The organism is Serratia sp. Ae19-1 (genome assembly GCF_059801225.1).
On record NZ_JBCHWD010000005.1, the window covers coordinates 73,134 to 95,363 of the forward strand.

Genomic DNA, 22,230 nt, shown 5'->3' on the forward strand with positions numbered 1-22,230 from the left:
CCGCAACCGCGCGCCCCTCACCCCGTCAGATCGATGCCGCTGAACTGTAAAAAGCGTGCGGCGGCATTCGACAAGGGCTGCGGCCAAATGCAGTACACCTGGCGCCGCGGCCCGTCTTCAATCGGAATTGACACCAGCGCGCTTAGACGCTGCGCGGTCGAGATCGGTACGATCCCCGCCGCCAACCCGCGCCGCACCAGATTCTCCAGCCACTCGATATGATCGATCTCAAAACTGACATGCCGGCGGATACCCGCCGCCAGGAAGGCGCGATCGGTTTGACGCCGCGCGCCGGTGCCGCTGTAGAAATCCACCAGCGGCACTTCCGCCAGCGCCTGCAGATTCACCCGCTCGCGGTTGGCCAACGGATGCTGCGGCGCCACCAACGCCACCAGCGGCTCATCGGTCAGCTGTCGGTGCGACATCGGCAACAGGTCGACATCGCCGGGCCAGATGCCGACGAACGCCATATCGCACTTCTGCTGACGCACGTCCTCCAGCAGGGCTTCGCTCATGCCGACGTAAAGGCGGATGTTCACCGCCGGATAGTGGCGATGAAACTTGTCGAGCTTTTCGGTCAGATCAATCGCGTTTATGGTTGAAATGGTGCCGATGGTGAGCGTGCCGGACACCGCATCACCGGCGGCGGTCACTTCTTCCACCAGCGCCTGCTGCGCCGCCAACAGCCGCTGCGCCGACGGAATGAAAGCCTGGCCGGCGGGCGTCAGCCGCACCCGGCGCGAGGTGCGTTCAAACAGCGTACAGCCCAGCTCTTCTTCCAGTTTGGCAATCTGGTGGCTGAGTGCCGACTGCACCGTATGGCAGCGCTGCGCCGCCCGGGTGAAGCTCTGCTCTTCCGCCACCGCCAGCGCATAGCGGATCTGTTTCAGGTTCATGGCATCTATCTTGAAATGAGATAAATCAAATGAAAATTATACATTGGTTTCCCAATGCGCATTGCCGGATACTGCGCGCTATCTTTTTCCCGTGATGAAAAAATCATGAACCAACAAAACGCCCATCCGGGCCTCAGCCCGGCGCTGACCGTGCTGATCGCCATCGCAACCGGCCTGGCGGTCGCCAGCAACTACTATGCACAACCGCTGCTGGAAACCATCGCCACCGGTTTCAACCTGTCGGTCAACCAGGCCGGCTTTATCGTCACCGCCGCGCAGCTGGGTTACGCCACCGGCCTGCTGCTGCTGGTGCCGCTCGGCGACATGTTCGAACGCCGCGGTCTGATCGTGTTCATGACGCTGCTGGCCGCCGGGGGCATGTTGATCACCGCCACCTCCGCTACGCTGCCGATGATGATCCTCGGCACCGCGCTCACCGGGCTGTTCTCGGTGGTGGCGCAGATCCTGGTGCCGCTGGCCGCCACGTTGGCCCACCCGGAAAAGCGCGGCAAGACCGTCGGCATCATCATGAGCGGCCTGCTGCTCGGCATCCTGCTGGCGCGTACCGTCGCGGGCGCATTGGCGTCGTTCGGCGGCTGGCGCACCATCTACTGGGTCGCCAGCGTGCTGATGATCCTGATGGCGCTGGTCTTGTGGCGCGCACTGCCGCGCTATAAGCAACACTCCGGGCTGAACTACCCGCAGCTGCTGGCCTCGATCTTCAGCCTGTTCTGCCGCACGCCGCTGCTGCGCACCCGCGCCATTCTCGGCGCCCTGTCGTTCGCCAACTTTAGCGTGCTCTGGACCTCCATGGCCTTTCTGCTCGCCGCACCGCCGTTCAACTATTCCGAGGGCGTGATCGGGCTGTTCGGCCTGGTGGGTGCCGCCGGCGCGCTGGCCGCCTCGCGCGCCGGTCATCTGGCGGACAAAGGCAAGGCCGGGTTGACCACCACCGTCGGCCTGGTGTTGCTGCTACTGTCGTGGATACCTATCGCGCTGGCTAAACAATCGCTGTGGGCGCTGATCGCCGGCATCCTGATCCTCGATCTAGCGGTGCAGGCGGTGCACGTCACCAACCAGAGCGTGATGTATCGCATCATGCCGGACACGCGCAACCGCCTGACCGCCGGCTATATGACCAGCTACTTTATCGGCGGCGCTCTCGGTTCGCTGCTCTCCGCCTCGGCCTATCAGCATGCCGGCTGGTACGGTGTCGCCGCCGCCGGGGGGATTCTATGCCTGCTCAACCTGCTGACCTGGTGGCTCGGCAAACGCCACGATCCGCAGGGGCCGGCGACAATCTGATTACCTTGCAAATAGTAACCAAAGAAATTTATTAGCGGTGCAGGGTATAAACATTACTTACTCTCTGGTAATGTTCTGGGCATAAACTATTGAAACCCTATCTACCCTGCGACCCACAACCATGCAAAGCCAAGCTGCAGACAGCCTTACTCCGCCCGCCGTCAGCGCCACCTTCGCCAACGGCGTCGTCGACAGTTTGCCGATCGTCATCGGGTACGTCCCGGTGGCGTTCGCCTTCGGCCTCAGCGCCGTCAAGCTGGGCTTCTCCCCGCTGGAAAGCATTTTCTTCTCCTGCATCATCTACGCCGGCGCCAGCCAGTTCGTGATCACCGCCCTGCTGAGCGCCGGCATGTCGCTGTGGGTCTCCGCGCTGACGGTGATGGCGATGGATGTGCGCCATCTGTTGTACGGCCCGGCGCTGCGCCACCGCATCGTCTCGCGTATGTCGCCCGGTAAAACGGCGATATGGGCCTTTGGCCTGACCGATGAGGTCTTCGCCGCCGCTACCGCCAAGCTAATGCGCAATAACCGCAGCTGGAGCGAAAACTGGATGCTGGGCATCGCGCTCTGTTCCTGGCTCTCCTGGGTGGCCGGCACCGCGCTCGGCGCGCTGTTCGGCAATGGCCCGCTGGAGCAGTTCCCGGTGATCGAAGCCTCGCTTTCATTCATGCTGCCGGCGCTGTTTCTCAGCTTCCTGCTGGCCGCTTTCCGGCGCCCGCAGAGCCTGACCATCGCCGCCGCGCTGGCCGGCGCGCTGCTCGGCGTGGTGCTGTTCTCCATCCCGGTCGCCATTTTGGCCGGCATCGGCGCCGGTTGCGTCGCCGCCCTGTTCCAACCCGCACATGCGGAGGCCGCTCATGAACACTGATGTGCTGGTGATTGGTCTGGTGGTGGGCTGCGCCAATTACCTGTTCCGTTATCTGCCGCTGCGGCTGGCGCCGGCGCGCGCCCAACCCGGCATCAAACGCGGTAAAGCCGCCCTGCTGCTCGACAGCATCGGCATCGCCTCGATCTGCGCCCTGCTGGTGGTCTCCAGCACGCCGGTGGTGATGCGCGAACCGGACAAGCTGCTGCCGACGCTGGCGGGCTTCGCCGCGCTGGCGCTGTGCTTCTACCGCAGCAAAAGCATCATTCTGTCGACGCTGCTCGGCGCGACGGCCTTTGGCGTCACATTAAAACTGTTAATGCTTTTCGGTCCGGGCTGACACCGCTTCCGGCCATTTGGCGTTTTCATGCGCCGCATCTTTACAAACACTGACAAATGACACGAATTGCTAAATTATCCGCACGGCTGAACATTTACATTATTTGTCACCGTCGTTACTATCTCGAACGAAATTAATGAGGCCCTAAATTATGGAAAGCTCGTTTGCCCCCATAGAACAAATGCTGAATTTCCGCGCCACCCGGCAGAAAGATTTCCCTTATCAGGAAATCCTGCTGACCCGCCTGTGCATGCACATGCAAGGTAAATTGCTGGAAAATCGCAATAAAATGCTGAAGGCGCAGGGGATTAACGAAACACTGTTTATGGCGCTGATTACCCTGGATGCGCAGGAAAGCCACAGCATCCAACCTTCTGAGCTAAGCTCTGCCTTAGGCTCCTCGCGCACCAATGCAACCCGCATCGCCGACGAGCTGGAGAAACGCGGTTGGATCGAGCGCCGGGAAAGCGACAACGATCGCCGATGCCTGCATCTGCATCTGACGCCGCAGGGGGAAGAATTTCTCAGTCAACTGCTGCCGCCGCAGCACCAATGTCTGCATTTCCTGTGGTCCACGCTGACCGACGATGAGCAAAAACAGCTGGAACAGCTGACGCGCAAATTGCTGGCACGTCTGGATCAAATGGAAATCACAGAACAGTTATCCTAATTCACAATTTCTGTTCAGGTACCTACTTATGCGATCCCCATTTAACTGGAGATTCACCCCGCTGTTCGCCGTGTTGCTGCTGGCCGGGTGCGCTTCGACCGATAATATTGCTCCGCAATCCACGCTGATGGATCCGCAGAGCCTGCAGTTGGCTCAGCCGAAAGTCAGCTCGCTGGCCGTCAGCCCGCAGTGGTGGCGCGCCCTCAAGGATCCGCAGTTGGACACGTTGATGACGCAGACGCTGCAAAGCTCGCCGACCCTGCGCCAGGCCGCCGCCCGCGTACGTGAAGCGCAGAGCGTGGTGGGCGAAGCCAACGCAGCCAACGGGCCGAACCTGGATCTGAACGCCAGCACCCAGCGCCAGCGCATACCGCAAAACGTCAATATGGGGCTGGGGTATCCACAAAAACCCATCTATGAAAGCTCCAACTCACTGGGGTTAAATTTGGCGTATGAATTCGACTGGTGGGGCAAATACCGCAACCAGGTGAACGCCGCCAAGGCGCAAGTGAACGCCGCACGCGCCGAGCAGGAACAGGCGGCGCTGACGCTGACCAGTTCGGTAGCCTCCGCATACTACCAGCTGCAAAGCAACCTGGCGCTCGAGAAGCTGCTGCAGCAGGAAGTGAACAACAATGAACGCCTGACCGCGCTGCGCCAACAACGCTATCAGGCCGGCCTGACCGCCGTCGACGTGCCGCAACAAACCCAGGCGCAGTCCGATGCCGCCAAGCAGCAGATCCTGCAGTTGCAGTCGCAAATCGAACAGCTCAGACACCAGCTCGCCGCGCTAGCGGGCCAGGGGCCGAACGCCATGCAGCACCTGCGTCAGGTGCCGCTGCCCGCCGACAACCTGATGGCGCCGCAGGGCGAGCTGACGGCGGATCTGCTGGGCAAGCGCCCGGACATCGCCGCGCAGCGCCAGCTGGTGGAGTCTTACAGCCAGCGCGTCAGCGCCGCGCGCAAAGAGTTTTACCCCAGCCTGACCATTTCAGCCTTCGCCGGTCTGATGACCACCAATGTCGGTGGCACCAACCCGAACCTGTTTGAAGCGGCCAGCCAGGCCTGGAACGTGATGCCGGCGATTTCGCTGCCGATCTTCCACGCCGGGGCGCTGCGCAGCAAGCTGGGCGAGGAATCCGCGCTGTATGACGAAGCAGTGGAATCCTATAACCAAACCATCCTGAATGCGGTACAGGAAACCGCCGACGCCATCACTATCCAGCAGAGCTCTGCGCAACAGCAGCTGCAGGCGGCGTCCGCGGCCCAGTCGATGCAACAGGTGTACCAGGTCGCCAGTGCCCGTTACCAGGCAGGGATTATCGGGCGCGACGATCTGTTGACCAGCCAGACGCAGCTATTGCAGCAGCAACAGGCGGAGTTGAATGCCAGCAGCAATTTACTGCAGGCGAAGATAGGACTGATCCGCGCGCTGGGCGGTGGCTATCAGGCCCCGGCCGCAGCGGATTCGAAAGCATAATAATATAAGGCTTGGAGAACACCATGAGCGCAAGCGCGGAAATCCAAAACCCGCAGCAGCCCAACGGCAAAAAGAAGCAGCGCAAGTTTTGGCTGCTGTTGTTGACGGCTATTTTCATTGTTATAGGGGTGGCTTACTTAGTGTATTGGTTCCTGGTGCTGCGTCATCACCAGGAAACCGACGACGCCTACGTCTCCGGCAACCAGGTGCAGATCATGGCCCAGGTGTCAGGCAGCGTGAACAGCGTCAATTTTGACAACACTGACTACGTCAAACAGGGCGACGTGCTGCTGACGCTCGATCCGACCGATGCCGAGCAGGCGTTTGAACGCGCCAAGACCGGCCTGGCCAACAGCGTGCGTCAAACCCACCAGCTGATCATCAACAGCAAGCAGTATCAGGCCAATATCGCCCTGCGCAAGACCGATCTGAGTAAGGCCGAGAACGATCTGAAACGCCGCGTGGTGCTGGGCAGCGTTGACGCCATCGGCCGCGAAGAGCTGCAACACGCTCGCGATGCGGTCGACAGCGCCAAGGCCGCGCTGGAAGTGGCGGTGCAGCAATACAACGCCAACCAGGCGATGGTGCTGAATACCCCGCTGGAACAGCAGCCGGCGATCCAACAGGCCGCCGCGCAGATGCGCGACGCCTGGCTGGCGCTGCAGCGTACTAAAGTGATCAGCCCGATCACCGGCTACGTCTCGCGCCGCAGCGTGCAGGTGGGGGCGCAGATCGCCGCCGGTTCGCCGCTGATGGCGGTAGTGCCGGCCGATCACATCTGGGTTGACGCCAACTTCAAGGAAACCCAGATCGCCAACATGCGCATCGGCCAGCCGGCGACGGTGGTCAGCGACGTGTACGGTGACGACGTGGTGTATCAGGGCAAAGTGGTCGGTATCGACATGGGCACCGGCAGCGCCTTCTCGCTGCTGCCGGCGCAGAACGCCACCGGCAACTGGATCAAGGTGGTGCAACGCCTGCCGGTGCGTATTGAGCTCGACGCCAAGCAGGTTGCCGATCATCCGCTGCGCATCGGCCTGTCGACGCTGGTGACCGTCGACACCGCCAATCTGGACGGCCGCGTGCTGGCCGACGTGGTACGCGATAAACCGCTGTACCAGAGCAACGCGTTGGCGTTGAATCTGGCGCCGGTTAATCAGCTGATCGCCGACGTGATCCATGCGAACGCCGGCTAAGCGCGCGGGAGGCCATCTTGCCACAGAAACCGCTTGAAGGCGCTCAGCTCGCCTGGATGACGGTCGCGCTCGCCATGGCGACCTTCATGCAGGTGCTGGACTCCACCATCGCCAACGTGGCGATCCCCACCATTGCCGGTAACCTCGGGTCTTCCAACTCGCAGGGCACCTGGGTGATCACCTCGTTCGGCGTGGCGAACGCCATCTCGATCCCGATCACCGGCTGGCTGGCGAAGCGCATCGGCGAAGTGCGGCTGTTCCTCTGGTCCACCGCGCTGTTCGTCCTCGCCTCCTGGCTGTGCGGCATCTCCAACAGCCTCGGCATGCTGATCTTCTTCCGCGTGATCCAGGGCGTGGTGGCCGGGCCGCTGATCCCGCTGTCGCAGAGCCTGTTGCTGAACAACTACCCGCCCGCCAAGCGAGCGATGGCCCTGGCGCTCTGGTCGATGACCGTTATCGTCGCGCCGATCTTCGGGCCGATCCTCGGCGGCTACATCAGCGACAACTACCATTGGGGCTGGATCTTCTTCATCAACATCCCGATCGGCGCCTTCGTTATCATGGCGGCGATGGCGACGTTGAAGGGGCGAGAAACCAAAACCGAGATCAAGCCGATCGACACCGTCGGCCTGGTGCTGCTGATCGTCGGCATCGGTTCGCTGCAGGTGATGCTCGACCAGGGCAAGGAGCTGGACTGGTTCAACTCGACCGAGATCATCACCCTAACCGTGGTGGCGGTGGTGGCGCTGCTGTTCCTGGTGGTGTGGGAGCTGACGGACGACCACCCGGTGGTGGATCTGTCGCTGTTCAAGTCGCGTAACTTCACCATCGGCTGTCTGTGCATCAGCCTAGCCTACATGCTGTACTTCGGCGCCATCGTGCTGTTGCCGCAGCTGCTGCAAGAGGTGTACGGCTATACCGCCACCTGGGCGGGGCTGGCTTCGGCGCCGGTCGGGCTGATCCCGGTGCTGCTGTCGCCGATCATCGGTAAGTTCGGCAACCGGCTCGACATGCGTAAGCTGGTGACCTTCAGCTTCATCATGTATGCCGTGTGCTTCTACTGGCGCGCCTATACGTTTGAACCGGGCATGGACTTCGGCGCTTCGGCCTGGCCGCAGTTCGTTCAGGGCTTCGCCATCGCCTGCTTCTTCATGCCGTTGACCACCATCACGCTGTCCGGCCTGCCGCCGGAACGCATGGCGGCGGCATCAAGCCTGTCGAACTTTACGCGAACGCTGGCGGGCTCGATCGGCACCTCGATCACCACTACCCTGTGGACGCAGCGCGAATCGCAGCATCACGCGCAGCTGACGGAGTTCGTCAACCCGTACAATCCACAGTCGCAGGAGATGTACCGGCAGCTGGAGCAGCTCGGCATGAGCAAGCAGCAGGCGTCGGCCTACATCGCCAACGAGATCACCGCGCAGGGCCTGATCATCTCCGCCAACGAGATCTTCTGGCTGTCGGCCGGGGTATTCCTGGTGCTGCTGGCGCTGGTGTGGGTGGCGAAACCGCCGTTCAGCTCCGGCGGCGGCGGGGGCGGCGGCGCTCACTAAGCTTCAATAAACGAAACGGGCGCCCTGAGGCGCCCGTTTTTTATCCGGCGGAATAAAGATTACGCCTGATTCTGACGCCACCAGTCCGCCAGCAGAATGCCGGTCGCGACGGAAACGTTCAGGCTTTCCACCTTGCCGGTGCCGCCGATGGACACGTTCATGTCGCCTTGCTGCCAGGCGCTGTCGCTCAGACCGTCGCGCTCCTGGCCCAGCACCAGCACCATCTTGGCCGGCAGCTTGGCCTGCGCCAGCGCGGTGCCTTTGTGGCTGGAGGTGGTGACGATGGTGTAGCCCGCTTTGCGGAAGGTATCCAGCACCGACAGGAAATCGTCGGCGTTGATCGCCTTGATATGCTCCGCGCCGCCTTCTGCGGTGCGCACCGCCGCGCCGGACTCCAGCAGCGCCGGATCCTGCAGCAGCACGCCGTTGACGCCGAAGTGGGCGCAAGAACGGACGATGGCACCCAGGTTATGCGGGTTGCCCACTTCTTCCAGCGCCAGCACGCAGTCGGTCGCCGGCGCGGTTTTCAGGTAGCTCTGCGCATCCAGACCCTGACGTTTTTTGATCAGGAAGCACACGCCGCCGTGGTGCTCGGTGCCGGAAGCCTTGGCCAGCTCTTCCTCGTCCACCACGTGGTAGGCTTTGCGGTTCGCCGCCATCCAGCGCAGCGCTTCGCGGAAGCGCGGGGTGACCGACTGCACGAACCAGGCGCGCACGATCGCTTCCGGACGGCTGGCGAACAGCGCCTGACAGGCGTTTTCACCGTAAACGCGGGTTTCTTCCGCGCGCTGGCGGCGCAGCTGTTCCGGATCGATAAAGCTTTTGCCGCTGATGCCGCCGTGATCGAACGCCGGCTCTTCATTCGGCGCGCGCGAAACGGTTCTCCACGGCGACTCGTTGCCACCGCGATCTTCTGAGCGCGCCGGACGGCGAGGACGATCGCTTTCACTGCGGCGGGAGTCGGCGCCGCGACGATCGTTGCCACCGCGCGCCTTGTCTTGGCCGGTGCGGCCCGAGCGCGCACCGTCAGCCGGACGGCCTTTGCCGGCCGGACGTTTATTCTTGTTGCGGTCGTCGCCGTTGTCGTCGTCGCTGCGGACGTACATCACTTTGACTTTACCGTTCTTGCCACTAAATGAATCGTTCATTGTCTTCTCCACCAACGCGCAGGGCGCGAAGATTACCTGATGTTGGTGCATGAAGCCACCAACTTGCGCTAAAAGCTCCCAACTATCACATCCATTGAACAAACCTCATTGTTCATGCGCCGGGTTTTGCCGATAATTGTCAGCATTAAAGAAACATCTCCGCAACCGCGTTGCGGGGACCATGCTTTCTCTGTACCCGAGGTCAACATGAATACAGTTTGTGCAGCTTGCAATGCCACCAACCGTGTGCCGGAAGAACGTCTGGCGGACAACGCGAAATGCGGCCGCTGCGGCCACGAGCTCTTCGACGGTGAAGTGATCAACGCCACCGCCGCCACGCTGGACCAGTTGCTGCAGGACGATCTGCCGGTCGTGGTCGATTTCTGGGCGCCGTGGTGCGGTCCGTGCCGCAGCTTTGCGCCGATCTTCGAAGACGTGGCCGAAGAGCGCGCCGGCAAGGTGCGCTTCGTGAAAGTGAACACCGAAGCCGAGCCGGAGCTGAGCGCCCGTTTCCGCATCCGCAGTATCCCGACCATTATGGTGTTCCGTCAGGGCAAGATGGTCGACATGCTTAACGGCGCGATGCCGAAAGCGCCGTTTGACAACTGGCTCAACGAGTTGGTGTGATTCGGCAAGTATAGGCCGTATCCCGCCATCGCGCGCGAACGCCCCCGATCGAGCCCGCCTCTCCCGGCGGGCTTTTTTCTGCGTTACAATAGCGGTTTTTCCCCAGGATCGTTATGACCGACAACGCCGTACTTCGCCTGCGCCAATTCCGTTTAGACCGCGCCACCCGCCCCTTTCTGGCGCGCGGTTGCCGGGTGGCGCGTTGTCAGGGTTGCCTGCTGCCGCATAAAAACTGCCTGTGCGACACCATTCGCCCGCAGCAGGCCGGCAGCCGTTTCTGCCTGATCATGTTCGGCGCCGAGCCGCTCAAGCCCAGCAATACCGGCCGCCTGATCGCCGATATCCTGCCGGACACCCAGGCGTTCCTCTGGTCGCGCACCGAGATCGATCCCGCCCTGCTGGCGGCCATCAACGATCCGACGCGGCAGCCTTACGTGGTGTTCCCCGCCTCTTACGCCGACGCCGAACGCCCGGTGTTCAGCGAGCTGCCCGCCGGCGGCAAACCGCCACTGTTCATCATGCTGGACGGCACCTGGGCGGAAGCGCGCAAAATGTTCCGTAAAAGCCCGTACCTTAATCAATTCCCGGTATTTTCCCTCAACGTCGACACCGCATCGGATTATCAGCTGCGCGAAGCCAGCCGCGCCGAGCAACACTGTACGGCGGAAGTGGCCGCCGCCCTGCTGCAACAGGCGGGCGATCTGCCGGCCGCTGACGGATTGAATCAGCATTTCCGCTATTTCCGTCAACAGTATCTGGCGGGAAAACCGACCCGGCCGGAGGCACCGGTCACAGCAATGTAGCCATAAAGCGCCTAAAATCAGGCGTAACGTTGCCAAAAGGAGCCGTGCATGAGCCAGCGAGGGTTAGAAGCGCTACTACGTCCCAAATCGATCGCCGTTCTGGGCGCTTCGCAGCAGCCGGGCCGCGCCGGCAACCTGATGATGAGCAACCTGCTGGCCGGCGGTTTCAGCGGGCCTATCTTGCCGGTCACGCCGCGCTACAAGGCGGTATGCGGCGTCATGGCCTATCCCGACGTCGCCAGCCTGCCGCTGACGCCGGATCTGGCGATCATCTGCACCCACGCCGACCGCAATCTGGCGCTGATCGAAGCGCTGGGCCAACGCGGTTGTAAAACCGCCATCGTGCTCTCTTCGCCACCGGAACAGTTCGCCGAGCTGAAAGCCTGCGCGCAGCGCTACGCCATGCGGCTGCTGGGCCCCAACAGCCTGGGATTGCTGGCGCCGTGGCAGGGCATCAACGCCAGCTTCTCGCCGGTGCCTATCCAAAAAGGCAAGCTGGCGTTTATCTCGCAGTCCGCCGCCGTGGCCAACACCATTCTCGATTGGGCGCAACAGCGCGAGGTCGGCTTCTCCTATTTCATTGCGCTGGGCGACAGCCTGGATATCGACGTCGACGATCTACTCGACTTTTTGGCGCGCGACGGCAAGACCAGCGCCATCCTGCTGTATCTGGAAAACATCAGCGACGCGCGGCGTTTTCTCTCCGCTTCGCGCAGCGCCTCACGCAACAAACCCATTCTGGTGATCAAAAGCGGTCGCAGCCAACAGGCGCAGCTGTTGCTCAACAGCCAGCTGGGGCTGGACGCCGCCTATGACGCCGCCATCCAGCGCGCCGGTCTGCTGCGCGTGCAGGATACTCACGAGTTGTTCTCGGCGGTGGAAACCCTCAGCCATATGCATCCGCTACGCGGCGAGCGGCTGATGATCGTCAGCAACGGTGCGGCGCCGGCGGCGATGGCGCTGGACGAGCTGCTTGGGCGCAACGGCAAGCTGGCGACGCTGAGCGATGAGAGCCTGGCGACGTTGAGCGATGCGCTGCCGGATTTCATTCGCGCCGGCAACCCGCTCGATCTGCGCGACGACGCGACGCCGCAGCGTTACCTGGTGGCGCTCGAAGCGCTGCTCGACAGCCACGACTATGACGCGCTGCTGCTGATCCACGCGCCGAGCGCGGCCGCGCCGGGCACCGCCACGGCGCAGCGGCTGATCGACGCGCTGCACCGCCATGCGCGCGGCAAGCGCATCACGTTGCTGACCAACTGGTGTGGCGAATACTCCTCGCAAGAGGCGCGACGGCTGTTTACCGAAGCCGCCATTCCCACCTACCGCACGCCGGAAGGCGCGGTCACCGCCTTTATGCATATGGTGGAATACCGCCGCAACCAGAAGCAGCTGAAAGAGACGCCGGCGCTGCCGGTTGGCCTGACCGCCAACACCGCCGACGCCCACCGTCTGATCCACCAGGCGCTGGCCGAAGGGGCCACCCAGCTGGATACCCACGAGGTGCAATCCATCCTGCAGGCCTATGACCTGAGCACCCTGCCAACCTGGATCGCCGAAGACAGCGCCGAGGCGGTACACATCGCCGAACAGATCGGCTATCCGGTGGCGCTGAAGCTGCGTTCGCCGGATATCCCGCACAAATCGGAAGTTCAGGGCGTGATGCTTTATCTGCGCACCGCGACCGAAGTGCAACGCGCGGCGGAGGCGATCCTCGACCGCGTGAAGCGCACCTATCCGCAGGCGCGTATCCACGGCCTGTTGGTGCAGAGCATGGCCAACCGCGCCGGCGCCCAGGAACTGCGTATCGCGGTGGAACAGGATGCCATTTTCGGCCCGCTGATCATGCTGGGCGAAGGCGGCGTGGAGTGGCGTCAGGAAAATCAGGTGGCGGTCGCGCTGCCGCCGCTGAATATGGCGCTGGCGCGTTATCTGGTGCTGCAGGCGGTGAAAGGCGGCAAGATCCGCGGGCGCAGCGCGCTGCGGCCTTTAGATATCCCCGGGCTAAGCCGCTTGCTGGTGCAGGTTTCCAACCTGATCCTCGATTGCCCGGAGATCGCCCGGCTGGATATTCACCCGGTGCTGGCTTCCGGCAGCGAATTCACCCTGCTGGACGTTTCGATGCAGCTCGCACCGTTCAGCGGCGATCCGCAGGCGCGGCTGGCGATCCGCCCTTATCCGCATGAGCTGGAGGAAACCATCGCGCTGAAAGACGGCAGCCAGTGCCTGTTCCGTCCGATCCTGCCCGAAGACGAACCGGCGCTGAAGCATTTCATCGACCGGGTGACCAAGGAAGATCTCTATTATCGCTACTTCAGCGAGATCAGCGAGTTTACCCATGACGATTTGGCCAACATGACACAGATCGACTACGATCGAGAAATGGCCTTTGTGGCGGTGCGCGCAGACGAAATCATCGGCGTGACCCGTGCGTTGTCCGATCCGGACAACACCGATGCCGAGTTCGCCGTGCTGGTGCGTTCCGACCTGAAAGGGCTGGGGCTGGGCCGGCAACTGCTGGAAAAAATGATCGCCTATGCGCGCGCCCATGGCCTGACCCGCCTGAGCGGCATCACCATGCCGAATAACCGTGGCATGATCGCGCTGGCTCAGCGGCTGGGCTTTGGCATCGAGGTGCAGCTTGAGGACGGCATCGTCAATCTGACGCTGCCGCTGCAGGCCGCCGACGCGCAGTGACCTGCGTCGCAATGCGCTACGAATCCACCACTTAACGCCAAAACATACGCACAATCGAGGCAACTAATGGTATTATCGCCCGATTATTCGGTTTATTGTTTTTAAGCCTGTGGCGTTCCGGCCATCAATCATGAGAGAAGAAGCGCACTGTGATGTTGTCAAAATTTAAACGTAGCAAACATCAACAACACCTTGCACAACTGCCCAAACTCCCCCAGACGGTTGCTGACGTTCGTACTCTGTACGCGCCGTCCGACTTTCGCACCACGCTGCTGGATTCCATCGCCAACGCCACCCAACGCATCTATCTGGTGGCCCTGTATCTGGAGCATGACGACGCCGGGCGTGAGATCCTCAACGCACTGTATCAAGCCAAGCAACGGCGGCCCGAGCTGGAAATCTGCGTGCTGGTCGACTGGCACCGCGCACAGCGCGGGCGCATCGGCGCTGCCGCCGCCAATACCAACGCCGACTGGTATTGCGCCATGGCCAGCCAGCACCCGGAACAGTCGGTGCCGATCTACGGCGTGCCGGTCAATACCCGTGAAGCGCTGGGCGTATTGCATCTGAAGGGCTTTGTGGTCGACGATACCGTGATCTACAGCGGCGCCAGCATCAACGACGTTTATCTGCATCAGCATGAGAAATACCGTTACGATCGCTACCAGCTGATCACCAATGAGGTGTTGGCCGATACCCTGATTGATTACATCAAGCAGCATCTGCTGACCGCCGGCGCGGTGCAGCGCCTCGATCGCAGCGATCGGCCGAAAAGCCCGGAGATTAAAAACGAGACCCGCCTGTTCCGTTTCGCCCTGCGCCGCGCCGGTTATCACTTCCGCGGCAAGGCCGGCAACGATGAGCTGGCGGTGACACCGTTGGTTGGGCTGGGCAAACAAAGCGTGCTGAATAAAACCATTCATCACCTGATGTCGTGCGCCGACCAGAAACTGACACTGTGCACCCCCTATTTCAACCTGCCGGCGCTGCTGGTGCGCAACATCATCTATCTGCTGCGCCAGGGCAAACAGGTGGAGATCATCGTCGGCGATAAGACCGCCAACGACTTCTATATTCCGGAAGATCAGCCGTTCAAAATCATCGGCGCACTGCCCTACCTGTACGAGATCAACCTGCGCCGCTTCCTGAGCCGGTTGCAGCGTTACGTCGATACCGGCCAGCTGATCGTGCGGCTGTGGAAGGATGGCGATAACAGCTATCACCTGAAAGGCATGTGGGTGGACGAAGAGTGGCAGCTGATTACCGGCAATAACCTCAACCCACGCGCCTGGCGGCTGGATCTGGAAAACGCCATTCTGATCCACGATCCCAAACAAGAGATGCGCGAGCAGCGGCAAAAAGAGCTGGAGTGCATCCGCACCCACACCACTGTGGTCGGCCATTATCAGGAGCTGCAAAGTATTCAGCAGTATCCGATCAAGGTGCGTAAGCTGATTCGCCGCCTGCGCCGCATCCGCATCGATCGGCTGATTAGCCGCATCCTGTAAGCTCTACGCTAACCCCGGCCAAGGCCGGGGTTTTCATTACAGCTGTATCTCCTTGCCTTTGCGATGCAGCCGGAGCGAAACCAGCAACGCCAACAGGCACATGCCGGAGACATACCAGAAGAAAGCGTTCTCCACGCCGAACGATTTTAGCGACAGCGCGACATATTCCGCCGAGCCGCCGAACAGGGCATTCGCCACCGCATAAGACAAGCCCACCCCTAACGCGCGCACCTCCGGCGGGAACATCTCGGCTTTAAGCAGCCCGCTAATCGCGGTGTAGAAACTGACGATGAACAGCGCCAATACGATCAGGCCAAACGCCATAAAAGGGTTGGTCACTCCTTTCAGAGCGAACAGGATCGGTACCGTCAACACGGTGGCGAAGGCTGAGAAGATCAACATCGAGCTGCGACGGCCGATTTTATCCGAGAACGCGCCCACCGCCGGCTGCAGCAGCATAAAGACGAACAGTGCGACGGTCATGATGGCGCTGGCCAGCTTGGCGTCCATACCGGCGGTGTTGACCAGATATTTCTGCATGTAGGTGGTGAAGGTGTAAAAGGTCAGCGAACCGGCGGCGGTAAAGCCCAGCACCATCAGGAATGCCTTGCGGTTTTTCCACAGCCCCGTCAGCGAACCGGCATCCTTGTGGTTACGCGTCTTCGCATCGGAGGTTTCATTCAGCGAACGGCGCAGATACAGCGCCACCACCGCCAACACCGCCCCCAAGGCGAACGGAATACGCCAGCCCCAGGCCTTCAGTTCTTCGCCGGACAAAATTTGCTGCAGGATCACCAATACCAGCAGAGCCAGCAGTTGCCCGCCGATCAAGGTGACGTACTGGAACGAAGCATAGAAACCGCGTCGCCCCTTGATCGCCACCTCACTCATATAGGTGGCGCTGGTGCCATATTCTCCACCTACCGACAGCCCCTGGAACAGGCGGGCGATCAGCAGCAGCGCCGGCGCCCAGCTGCCGATCGATTCATAAGTCGGCAGGCAGGCGATCACCAGCGATCCAGCGCACATCATGCAGACCGACAGCAGCATTGAGTTTTTACGACCATGTTTGTCAGCGATGTAGCCAAATAACCAACCGCCGATCGGCCGCATGAAGAAGCCGGCGGCGAATACCCCGGCGGTTTGCAACAGCTGCGTGGTGCTGTTGCCTGCCGGGAAGAACGAGGCGGCAAAGTAAATGGAACAGAAGGAGTAAACGTAAAAATCAAACCACTCCACCAGATTGCCTGATGAAGCCCCGACGATAGCGAAAATGCGTTTCTTGTTATCGAGCGCCCCCTGTTCGACGCCGTGCTCACCCTCAAGAGCCGAGGTTGTTTCTGTCATGATGTTTTCTCCGAGCCATAGCAATGATGAAATTCGGCTTCCTGCCGCCTGGTGTTACTTTATTGTTATTTATAAGTTAACAGCCAAACTTAATAGCGGACGAAGAATATCTGACATTCAGAGAAACAATGCGTTGGTTTTGTGATGAATATTAAACAGTACGATGAAAGTTGAAGCGGGTTACAACGGGGATTTTCCATTTTACGCATAGCAAAAAGCCCTGAACGTCAGTTCAGGGCTTTCGGCTTTGTTTGATGCCTGGCAGTTTATGGCGGGCGTCCTGCCCGCCCCCCTTCGGGCCGTTGCTTCGCAACGTTCAAATCCGCTCCCGGCGGATTTGTCCTACACCATTCGTCTCAGGATGCCCATGCTCGGGCAGAACGCCAGATAACAGACAAAACAAAAAGCCCCATGCTTTCGCATGAGGCTTGTTGTTTTATTTGATGCCTGGCAGTGTCCTACTCTCGCATGGGGAGACCCCACACTACCATCGGCGCTACGGCGTTTCACTTCTGAGTTCGGCATGGGGTCAGGTGGGACCACCGCGCTATTGCCGCCAGGCAAATTCGTTTTAATCAACCCGCTTCATCGCTGAAGCCAGTCAATCCAATCTGTAAACAAGCTGAATATTGTCTTGGTCTCACCAAAACACCTTCGGTGTTGTAAGGTTAAGCCTCACGGATCATTAGTACTGGTTAGCTCAATGCATCGCTGCACTTACACACCCAGCCTATCAACGTCTTAGTCTTAAACGTTCCTTCAGGGACCTTAAAGGCCCAGGGAAGACTCATCTTGAGGCAAGTTTCGCGCTTAGATGCTTTCAGCGCTTATCTTTTCCGCACTTAGCTACCGGGCAATGCCATTGGCATGACAACCCGAACACCAGTGGTGCGTTCACTCCGGTCCTCTCGTACTAGGAGCAACCCCTCTCAATCTTCCAACGCCCACGGCAGATAGGGACCGAACTGTCTCACGACGTTCTAAACCCAGCTCGCGTACCACTTTAAATGGCGAACAGCCATACCCTTGGGACCTACTTCAGCCCCAGGATGTGATGAGCCGACATCGAGGTGCCAAACACCGCCGTCGATATGAACTCTTGGGCGGTATCAGCCTGTTATCCCCGGAGTACCTTTTATCCGTTGAGCGATGGCCCTTCCATTCAGAACCACCGGATCACTAAGACCTACTTTCGTACCTGCTCGAGCCGTCACTCTCGCAGTCAAGCTAGCTTATGCCTTTGCACTAACCTCACGATGTCCGACCGTGATTAGCTAACCTTCGTGCTCCTCCGTTACTCTTTGGGAGGAGACCGCCCCAGTCAAACTACCCACCAGACACTGTCCTCACCCCGGATCACGGGGCAGAGTTAGAACATCAAACATTAAAGGGTGGTATTTCAAGGATGGCTCCACGCAGACTGGCGTCCACGCTTCAAAGCCTCCCACCTATCCTACACATCAAGGCTCAATGTTCAGTGTCAAGCTATAGTAAAGGTTCACGGGGTCTTTCCGTCTTGCCGCGGGTACACTGCATCTTCACAGCGAGTTCAATTTCACTGAGTCTCGGGTGGAGACAGCCTGGCCATCATTACGCCATTCGTGCAGGTCGGAACTTACCCGACAAGGAATTTCGCTACCTTAGGACCGTTATAGTTACGGCCGCCGTTTACTGGGGCTTCGATCAAGAGCTTCGCCTTGCGGCTGACCCCATCAATTAACCTTCCAGCACCGGGCAGGCGTCACACCGTATACGTCCACTTTCGTGTTTGCACAGTGCTGTGTTTTTATTAAACAGTTGCAGCCAGCTGGTATCTTCGACTGGCTTCAGCTCCATCCGCAAGGGACTTCACCTACATGCCAGCGTGCCTTCTCCCGAAGTTACGGCACCATTTTGCCTAGTTCCTTCACCCGAGTTCTCTCAAGCGCCTTGGTATTCTCTACCTGACCACCTGTGTCGGTTTGGGGTACGATTTAATGTTACCTGGAGCTTAGAGGATTTTCCTGGAAGCAGGGCATCAACTACTTCTGCACCGTAGTGCATCGTCATCACGCCTCAGGGTTAGTATGCAACCGGATTTACCAGGTCACACCCCCTACACGCTTAAACCGGGACAACCGTCGCCCGGCTAGCCTAGCCTTCTCCGTCCCCCCTTCGCAGTAACACCAAGTACAGGAATATTAACCTGTTTCCCATCGACTACGCTTTTCAGCCTCGCCTTAGGGGTCGACTCACCCTGCCCCGATTAACGTTGGACAGGAACCCTTGGTCTTCCGGCGAGCGGGCTTTTCACCCGCTTTATCGTTACTTATGTCAGCATTCGCACTTCTGATACCTCCAGCAACCCTCACAGGCCACCTTCAACGGCTTACAGAACGCTCCCCTACCCAACAACGCATAAGCGTCGCTGCCGCAGCTTCGGTGCATGGTTTAGCCCCGTTACATCTTCCGCGCAGGCCGACTCGACCAGTGAGCTATTACGCTTTCTTTAAATGATGGCTGCTTCTAAGCCAACATCCTGGCTGTCTATGCCTTCCCACATCGTTTCCCACTTAACCATGACTTTGGGACCTTAGCTGGCGGTCTGGGTTGTTTCCCTCTTCACGACGGACGTTAGCACCCGCCGTGTGTCTCCCGTGATAACATTCTTCGGTATTCGGAGTTTGCATCGGTTTGGTAAGCCGGGATGGCCCCCTAGCCGAAACAGTGCTCTACCCCCGAAGATGAGTTCACGAGGCGCTACCTAAATAGCTTTCGGGGAGAACCAGCTATCTCCCGGTTTGATTGGCCTTTCACCCCCAGCCACAAGTCATCCGCTAATTTTTCAACATTAGTCGGTTCGGTCCTCCAGTTAGTGTTACCCAACCTTCAACCTGCCCATGGCTAGATCACCGGGTTTCGGGTCTATACCTTGCAACTAATCGCCCAGTTAAGACTCGGTTTCCCTACGGCTCCCCTATACGGTTAACCTTGCTACAAAATATAAGTCGCTGACCCATTATACAAAAGGTACGCAGTCACACCACGAAGGTGCTCCCACTGCTTGTACGTACACGGTTTCAGGTTCTATTTCACTCCCCTCGCCGGGGTTCTTTTCGCCTTTCCCTCACGGTACTGGTTCACTATCGGTCAGTCAGGAGTATTTAGCCTTGGAGGATGGTCCCCCCATATTCAGACAGGATGTCACGTGTCCCGCCCTACTCATCGAACTCACGACCTGTGCATTTTAGTGTACGGGGCTATCACCCTTTACTGCGCGACTTTCCAGACGCTTCCACTAACACACAAGCCGATTCAGGTTCTGGGCTCCTCCCCGTTCGCTCGCCGCTACTGGGGGAATCTCGGTTGATTTCTTTTCCTCGGGGTACTTAGATGTTTCAGTTCCCCCGGTTCGCCTCATGCCACTATGTATTCATGACATGATAGTGTGTCGAAACACACTGGGTTTCCCCATTCGGGTATCGCCGGTTATAACGGTTCATATCACCTTACCGACGCTTTTCGCAGATTAGCACGCCCTTCATCGCCTCTGACTGCCTAGGCATCCACCGTGTACGCTTAGTCACTTAACCTCACAACCCGAAGATGTTTCCATCGTTCGCGCTGCAAACATTTGAGAGACTCTATGACAGGTTACTCTTCATCCCAGTACATCTACGGAGGGACAAATTTCAGCCGTCATGTTTCAATTTTCAGCTTGTTCCAGATTGTTAAAGAGCAAAATACTTCGCAGCATACTGTCGCCAATATACTCTGAAGTATTGAAATACCGGACTATATGGTGGAGCTAAGCGGGATCGAACCGCTGACCTCCTGCGTGCAAGGCAGGCGCTCTCCCAGCTGAGCTATAGCCCCATACAGTCACGTGCAGTACCTTTTCCACTTCTGAGAAGTGGTAGGCCTGAGTGGACTTGAACCACCGACCTCACCCTTATCAGGGGTGCGCTCTAACCACCTGAGCTACAAGCCTATAAAGGTATTTCTGCTCGTTACTTTCTATCAGACAATCTGTGTGAGCACGCCACTCGAACTAATATCTTTAGGTAAGGAGGTGATCCAACCGCAGGTTCCCCTACGGTTACCTTGTTACGACTTCACCCCAGTCATGAATCACAAAGTGGTAAGCGCCCTCCCGAAGGTTAAGCTACCTACTTCTTTTGCAACCCACTCCCATGGTGTGACGGGCGGTGTGTACAAGGCCCGGGAACGTATTCACCGTAGCATTCTGATCTACGATTACTAGCGATTCCGACTTCATGGAGTCGAGTTGCAGACTCCAATCCGGACTACGACGTACTTTATGAGGTCCGCTTGCTCTCGCGAGGTCGCTTCTCTTTGTATACGCCATTGTAGCACGTGTGTAGCCCTACTCGTAAGGGCCATGATGACTTGACGTCATCCCCACCTTCCTCCAGTTTATCACTGGCAGTCTCCTTTGAGTTCCCGGCCGAACCGCTGGCAACAAAGGATAAGGGTTGCGCTCGTTGCGGGACTTAACCCAACATTTCACAACACGAGCTGACGACAGCCATGCAGCACCTGTCTCAGAGTTCCCGAAGGCACCAATCCATCTCTGGAAAGTTCTCTGGATGTCAAGAGTAGGTAAGGTTCTTCGCGTTGCATCGAATTAAACCACATGCTCCACCGCTTGTGCGGGCCCCCGTCAATTCATTTGAGTTTTAACCTTGCGGCCGTACTCCCCAGGCGGTCGATTTAACGCGTTAGCTCCGGAAGCCACGCCTCAAGGGCACAACCTCCAAATCGACATCGTTTACAGCGTGGACTACCAGGGTATCTAATCCTGTTTGCTCCCCACGCTTTCGCACCTGAGCGTCAGTCTTCGTCCAGGGGGCCGCCTTCGCCACCGGTATTCCTCCAGATCTCTACGCATTTCACCGCTACACCTGGAATTCTACCCCCCTCTACGAGACTCTAGCTTGCCAGTTTCAAATGCAGTTCCCAGGTTGAGCCCGGGGATTTCACATCTGACTTAACAAACCGCCTGCGTGCGCTTTACGCCCAGTAATTCCGATTAACGCTTGCACCCTCCGTATTACCGCGGCTGCTGGCACGGAGTTAGCCGGTGCTTCTTCTGCGAGTAACGTCAATTGATGAACGTATTAAGCTCACCACCTTCCTCCTCGCTGAAAGTGCTTTACAACCCGAAGGCCTTCTTCACACACGCGGCATGGCTGCATCAGGCTTGCGCCCATTGTGCAATATTCCCCACTGCTGCCTCCCGTAGGAGTCTGGACCGTGTCTCAGTTCCAGTGTGGCTGGTCATCCTCTCAGACCAGCTAGGGATCGTCGCCTAGGTGAGCCATTACCCCACCTACTAGCTAATCCCATCTGGGCACATCTGATGGCAAGAGGCCCGAAGGTCCCCCTCTTTGGTCTTGCGACGTTATGCGGTATTAGCTACCGTTTCCAGTAGTTATCCCCCTCCATCAGGCAGTTTCCCAGACATTACTCACCCGTCCGCCGCTCGTCACCCAGGGAGCAAGCTCCCCTGTGCTACCGCTCGACTTGCATGTGTTAAGCCTGCCGCCAGCGTTCAATCTGAGCCATGATCAAACTCTTCAATTAAAAGCTTGATTTGCTTCCACTCGAGAAGCGATGCTCAAAGATTTACTGCATGAATTTTACTTCAGTTAGTCACTCTTCAAGACTTGATATTTTTTGCATCCGAAGATGCTGGATATCGTCTTGTGGAGTGCCCACACAGATTGTCTGATAAATTGTTAAAGAGCAGTGCCAAGAAACCTCATCGGCGCGGGCTGCGTATATTACGC

General features: G+C 59.0%; 14 protein-coding genes, 2 tRNA genes and 3 rRNA genes. 11 read left to right on the forward strand and 8 right to left on the reverse strand.

Going from position 1 to position 22,230, the window contains the following annotated elements; all coding sequences use genetic code 11:
• Nucleotides 1-17 precede the first annotated feature (17 nt).
• The gene (locus AAIE04_RS15565; RefSeq protein WP_211130331.1) at nucleotides 18-896 is read right to left on the reverse strand and encodes a LysR family transcriptional regulator; all 879 of its coding nucleotides are present in this window, start codon (nucleotides 894-896) and stop codon (nucleotides 18-20) included.
• Nucleotides 897-1,001: 105 nt separating this feature from the next.
• Between AAIE04_RS15565 and AAIE04_RS15570 the strand changes: the two genes are divergently transcribed.
• The 7 genes from AAIE04_RS15570 to emrB all read left to right on the forward strand — a co-directional run bounded on the left by AAIE04_RS15570 (nucleotide 1,002) and on the right by emrB (nucleotide 8,308).
• Nucleotides 1,002-2,201: an MFS transporter gene (locus AAIE04_RS15570; RefSeq protein WP_498577307.1), complete on the forward strand. Its 1,200-nt coding sequence runs from the start codon at nucleotides 1,002-1,004 to the stop codon at nucleotides 2,199-2,201.
• A gap of 121 nt (nucleotides 2,202-2,322) precedes the next feature.
• A complete protein-coding gene (locus tag AAIE04_RS15575) occupies nucleotides 2,323-3,069 on the forward strand; it encodes an AzlC family ABC transporter permease (protein ID WP_198637348.1) in 747 nt (248 codons plus the stop codon).
• Entirely contained in the window at nucleotides 3,059-3,406 is a 348-nt protein-coding gene (ygaH, locus tag AAIE04_RS15580; RefSeq protein ID WP_019455592.1) for an L-valine transporter subunit YgaH, read from the forward strand. Before AAIE04_RS15575 ends, ygaH begins: the two co-directional genes overlap by 11 nt.
• Nucleotides 3,407-3,557: 151 nt before the next feature.
• Entirely contained in the window at nucleotides 3,558-4,076 is a 519-nt protein-coding gene (mprA, locus tag AAIE04_RS15585) for a transcriptional repressor MprA (protein ID WP_025160249.1), read from the forward strand.
• Between the two features lie 28 nt (nucleotides 4,077-4,104).
• Nucleotides 4,105-5,556: an efflux transporter outer membrane subunit gene (locus tag AAIE04_RS15590; RefSeq protein ID WP_025160250.1), complete on the forward strand. Its 1,452-nt coding sequence runs from the start codon at nucleotides 4,105-4,107 to the stop codon at nucleotides 5,554-5,556.
• 23 nt (nucleotides 5,557-5,579) lie between these two features.
• Entirely contained in the window at nucleotides 5,580-6,752 is a 1,173-nt protein-coding gene (gene emrA, locus AAIE04_RS15595; RefSeq protein ID WP_198637349.1) for a multidrug efflux MFS transporter periplasmic adaptor subunit EmrA, read from the forward strand.
• A gap of 17 nt (nucleotides 6,753-6,769) precedes the next feature.
• The gene (gene emrB / locus AAIE04_RS15600; protein WP_019455596.1) at nucleotides 6,770-8,308 is read left to right on the forward strand and encodes a multidrug efflux MFS transporter permease subunit EmrB; all 1,539 of its coding nucleotides are present in this window, start codon (nucleotides 6,770-6,772) and stop codon (nucleotides 8,306-8,308) included.
• 59 nt (nucleotides 8,309-8,367) lie between these two features.
• On the opposite strand, the gene AAIE04_RS15605 is transcribed toward emrB, so the two are convergent.
• Entirely contained in the window at nucleotides 8,368-9,456 is a 1,089-nt protein-coding gene (locus tag AAIE04_RS15605; RefSeq protein WP_019455597.1) for a tRNA/rRNA methyltransferase, read from the reverse strand.
• A gap of 207 nt (nucleotides 9,457-9,663) precedes the next feature.
• Here AAIE04_RS15605 and trxC point away from each other — a divergent pair, with 207 nt between their 5' ends.
• The 4 genes from trxC (at nucleotide 9,664) to pssA (ending at nucleotide 15,091) form a co-directional block, all read left to right on the forward strand.
• Nucleotides 9,664-10,083: a thioredoxin TrxC gene (gene trxC / locus AAIE04_RS15610; RefSeq protein ID WP_004928868.1), complete on the forward strand. Its 420-nt coding sequence runs from the start codon at nucleotides 9,664-9,666 to the stop codon at nucleotides 10,081-10,083.
• Between the two features lie 113 nt (nucleotides 10,084-10,196).
• Nucleotides 10,197-10,886 (forward strand): tRNA-uridine aminocarboxypropyltransferase, encoded by a 690-nt coding sequence (locus AAIE04_RS15615; RefSeq protein ID WP_211130329.1) that lies wholly within the window; start codon nucleotides 10,197-10,199, stop codon nucleotides 10,884-10,886.
• Between the two features lie 48 nt (nucleotides 10,887-10,934).
• Nucleotides 10,935-13,583 (forward strand): bifunctional acetate--CoA ligase family protein/GNAT family N-acetyltransferase, encoded by a 2,649-nt coding sequence (locus AAIE04_RS15620; protein ID WP_498577308.1) that lies wholly within the window; start codon nucleotides 10,935-10,937, stop codon nucleotides 13,581-13,583.
• Between the two features lie 152 nt (nucleotides 13,584-13,735).
• Entirely contained in the window at nucleotides 13,736-15,091 is a 1,356-nt protein-coding gene (pssA, locus tag AAIE04_RS15625; RefSeq protein WP_074055605.1) for a CDP-diacylglycerol--serine O-phosphatidyltransferase, read from the forward strand.
• A 36-nt stretch (nucleotides 15,092-15,127) separates the two neighbouring features.
• On the opposite strand, the gene AAIE04_RS15630 is transcribed toward pssA, so the two are convergent.
• The 6 genes from AAIE04_RS15630 to AAIE04_RS15655 all read right to left on the reverse strand — a co-directional run bounded on the left by AAIE04_RS15630 (nucleotide 15,128) and on the right by AAIE04_RS15655 (nucleotide 22,024).
• On the reverse strand, nucleotides 15,128-16,438 hold the full coding sequence (locus AAIE04_RS15630; RefSeq protein WP_063919965.1) for an MFS family transporter: 1,311 nt from the start codon (nucleotides 16,436-16,438) through the stop codon (nucleotides 15,128-15,130).
• A 445-nt stretch (nucleotides 16,439-16,883) separates the two neighbouring features.
• Nucleotides 16,884-16,999, reverse strand: a 5S ribosomal RNA gene (gene rrf, locus AAIE04_RS15635).
• A gap of 103 nt (nucleotides 17,000-17,102) precedes the next feature.
• A 23S ribosomal RNA gene (locus AAIE04_RS15640) occupies nucleotides 17,103-20,010 on the reverse strand.
• A gap of 207 nt (nucleotides 20,011-20,217) precedes the next feature.
• Nucleotides 20,218-20,293, reverse strand: a tRNA-Ala gene (locus AAIE04_RS15645).
• 38 nt (nucleotides 20,294-20,331) lie between these two features.
• Nucleotides 20,332-20,408, reverse strand: a tRNA-Ile gene (locus AAIE04_RS15650).
• A 74-nt stretch (nucleotides 20,409-20,482) separates the two neighbouring features.
• Nucleotides 20,483-22,024, reverse strand: a 16S ribosomal RNA gene (locus tag AAIE04_RS15655).
• The 16S, 23S and 5S rRNA genes sit together here with 2 tRNA genes alongside, the layout of an rRNA operon.
• Nucleotides 22,025-22,230 lie beyond the last annotated feature (206 nt).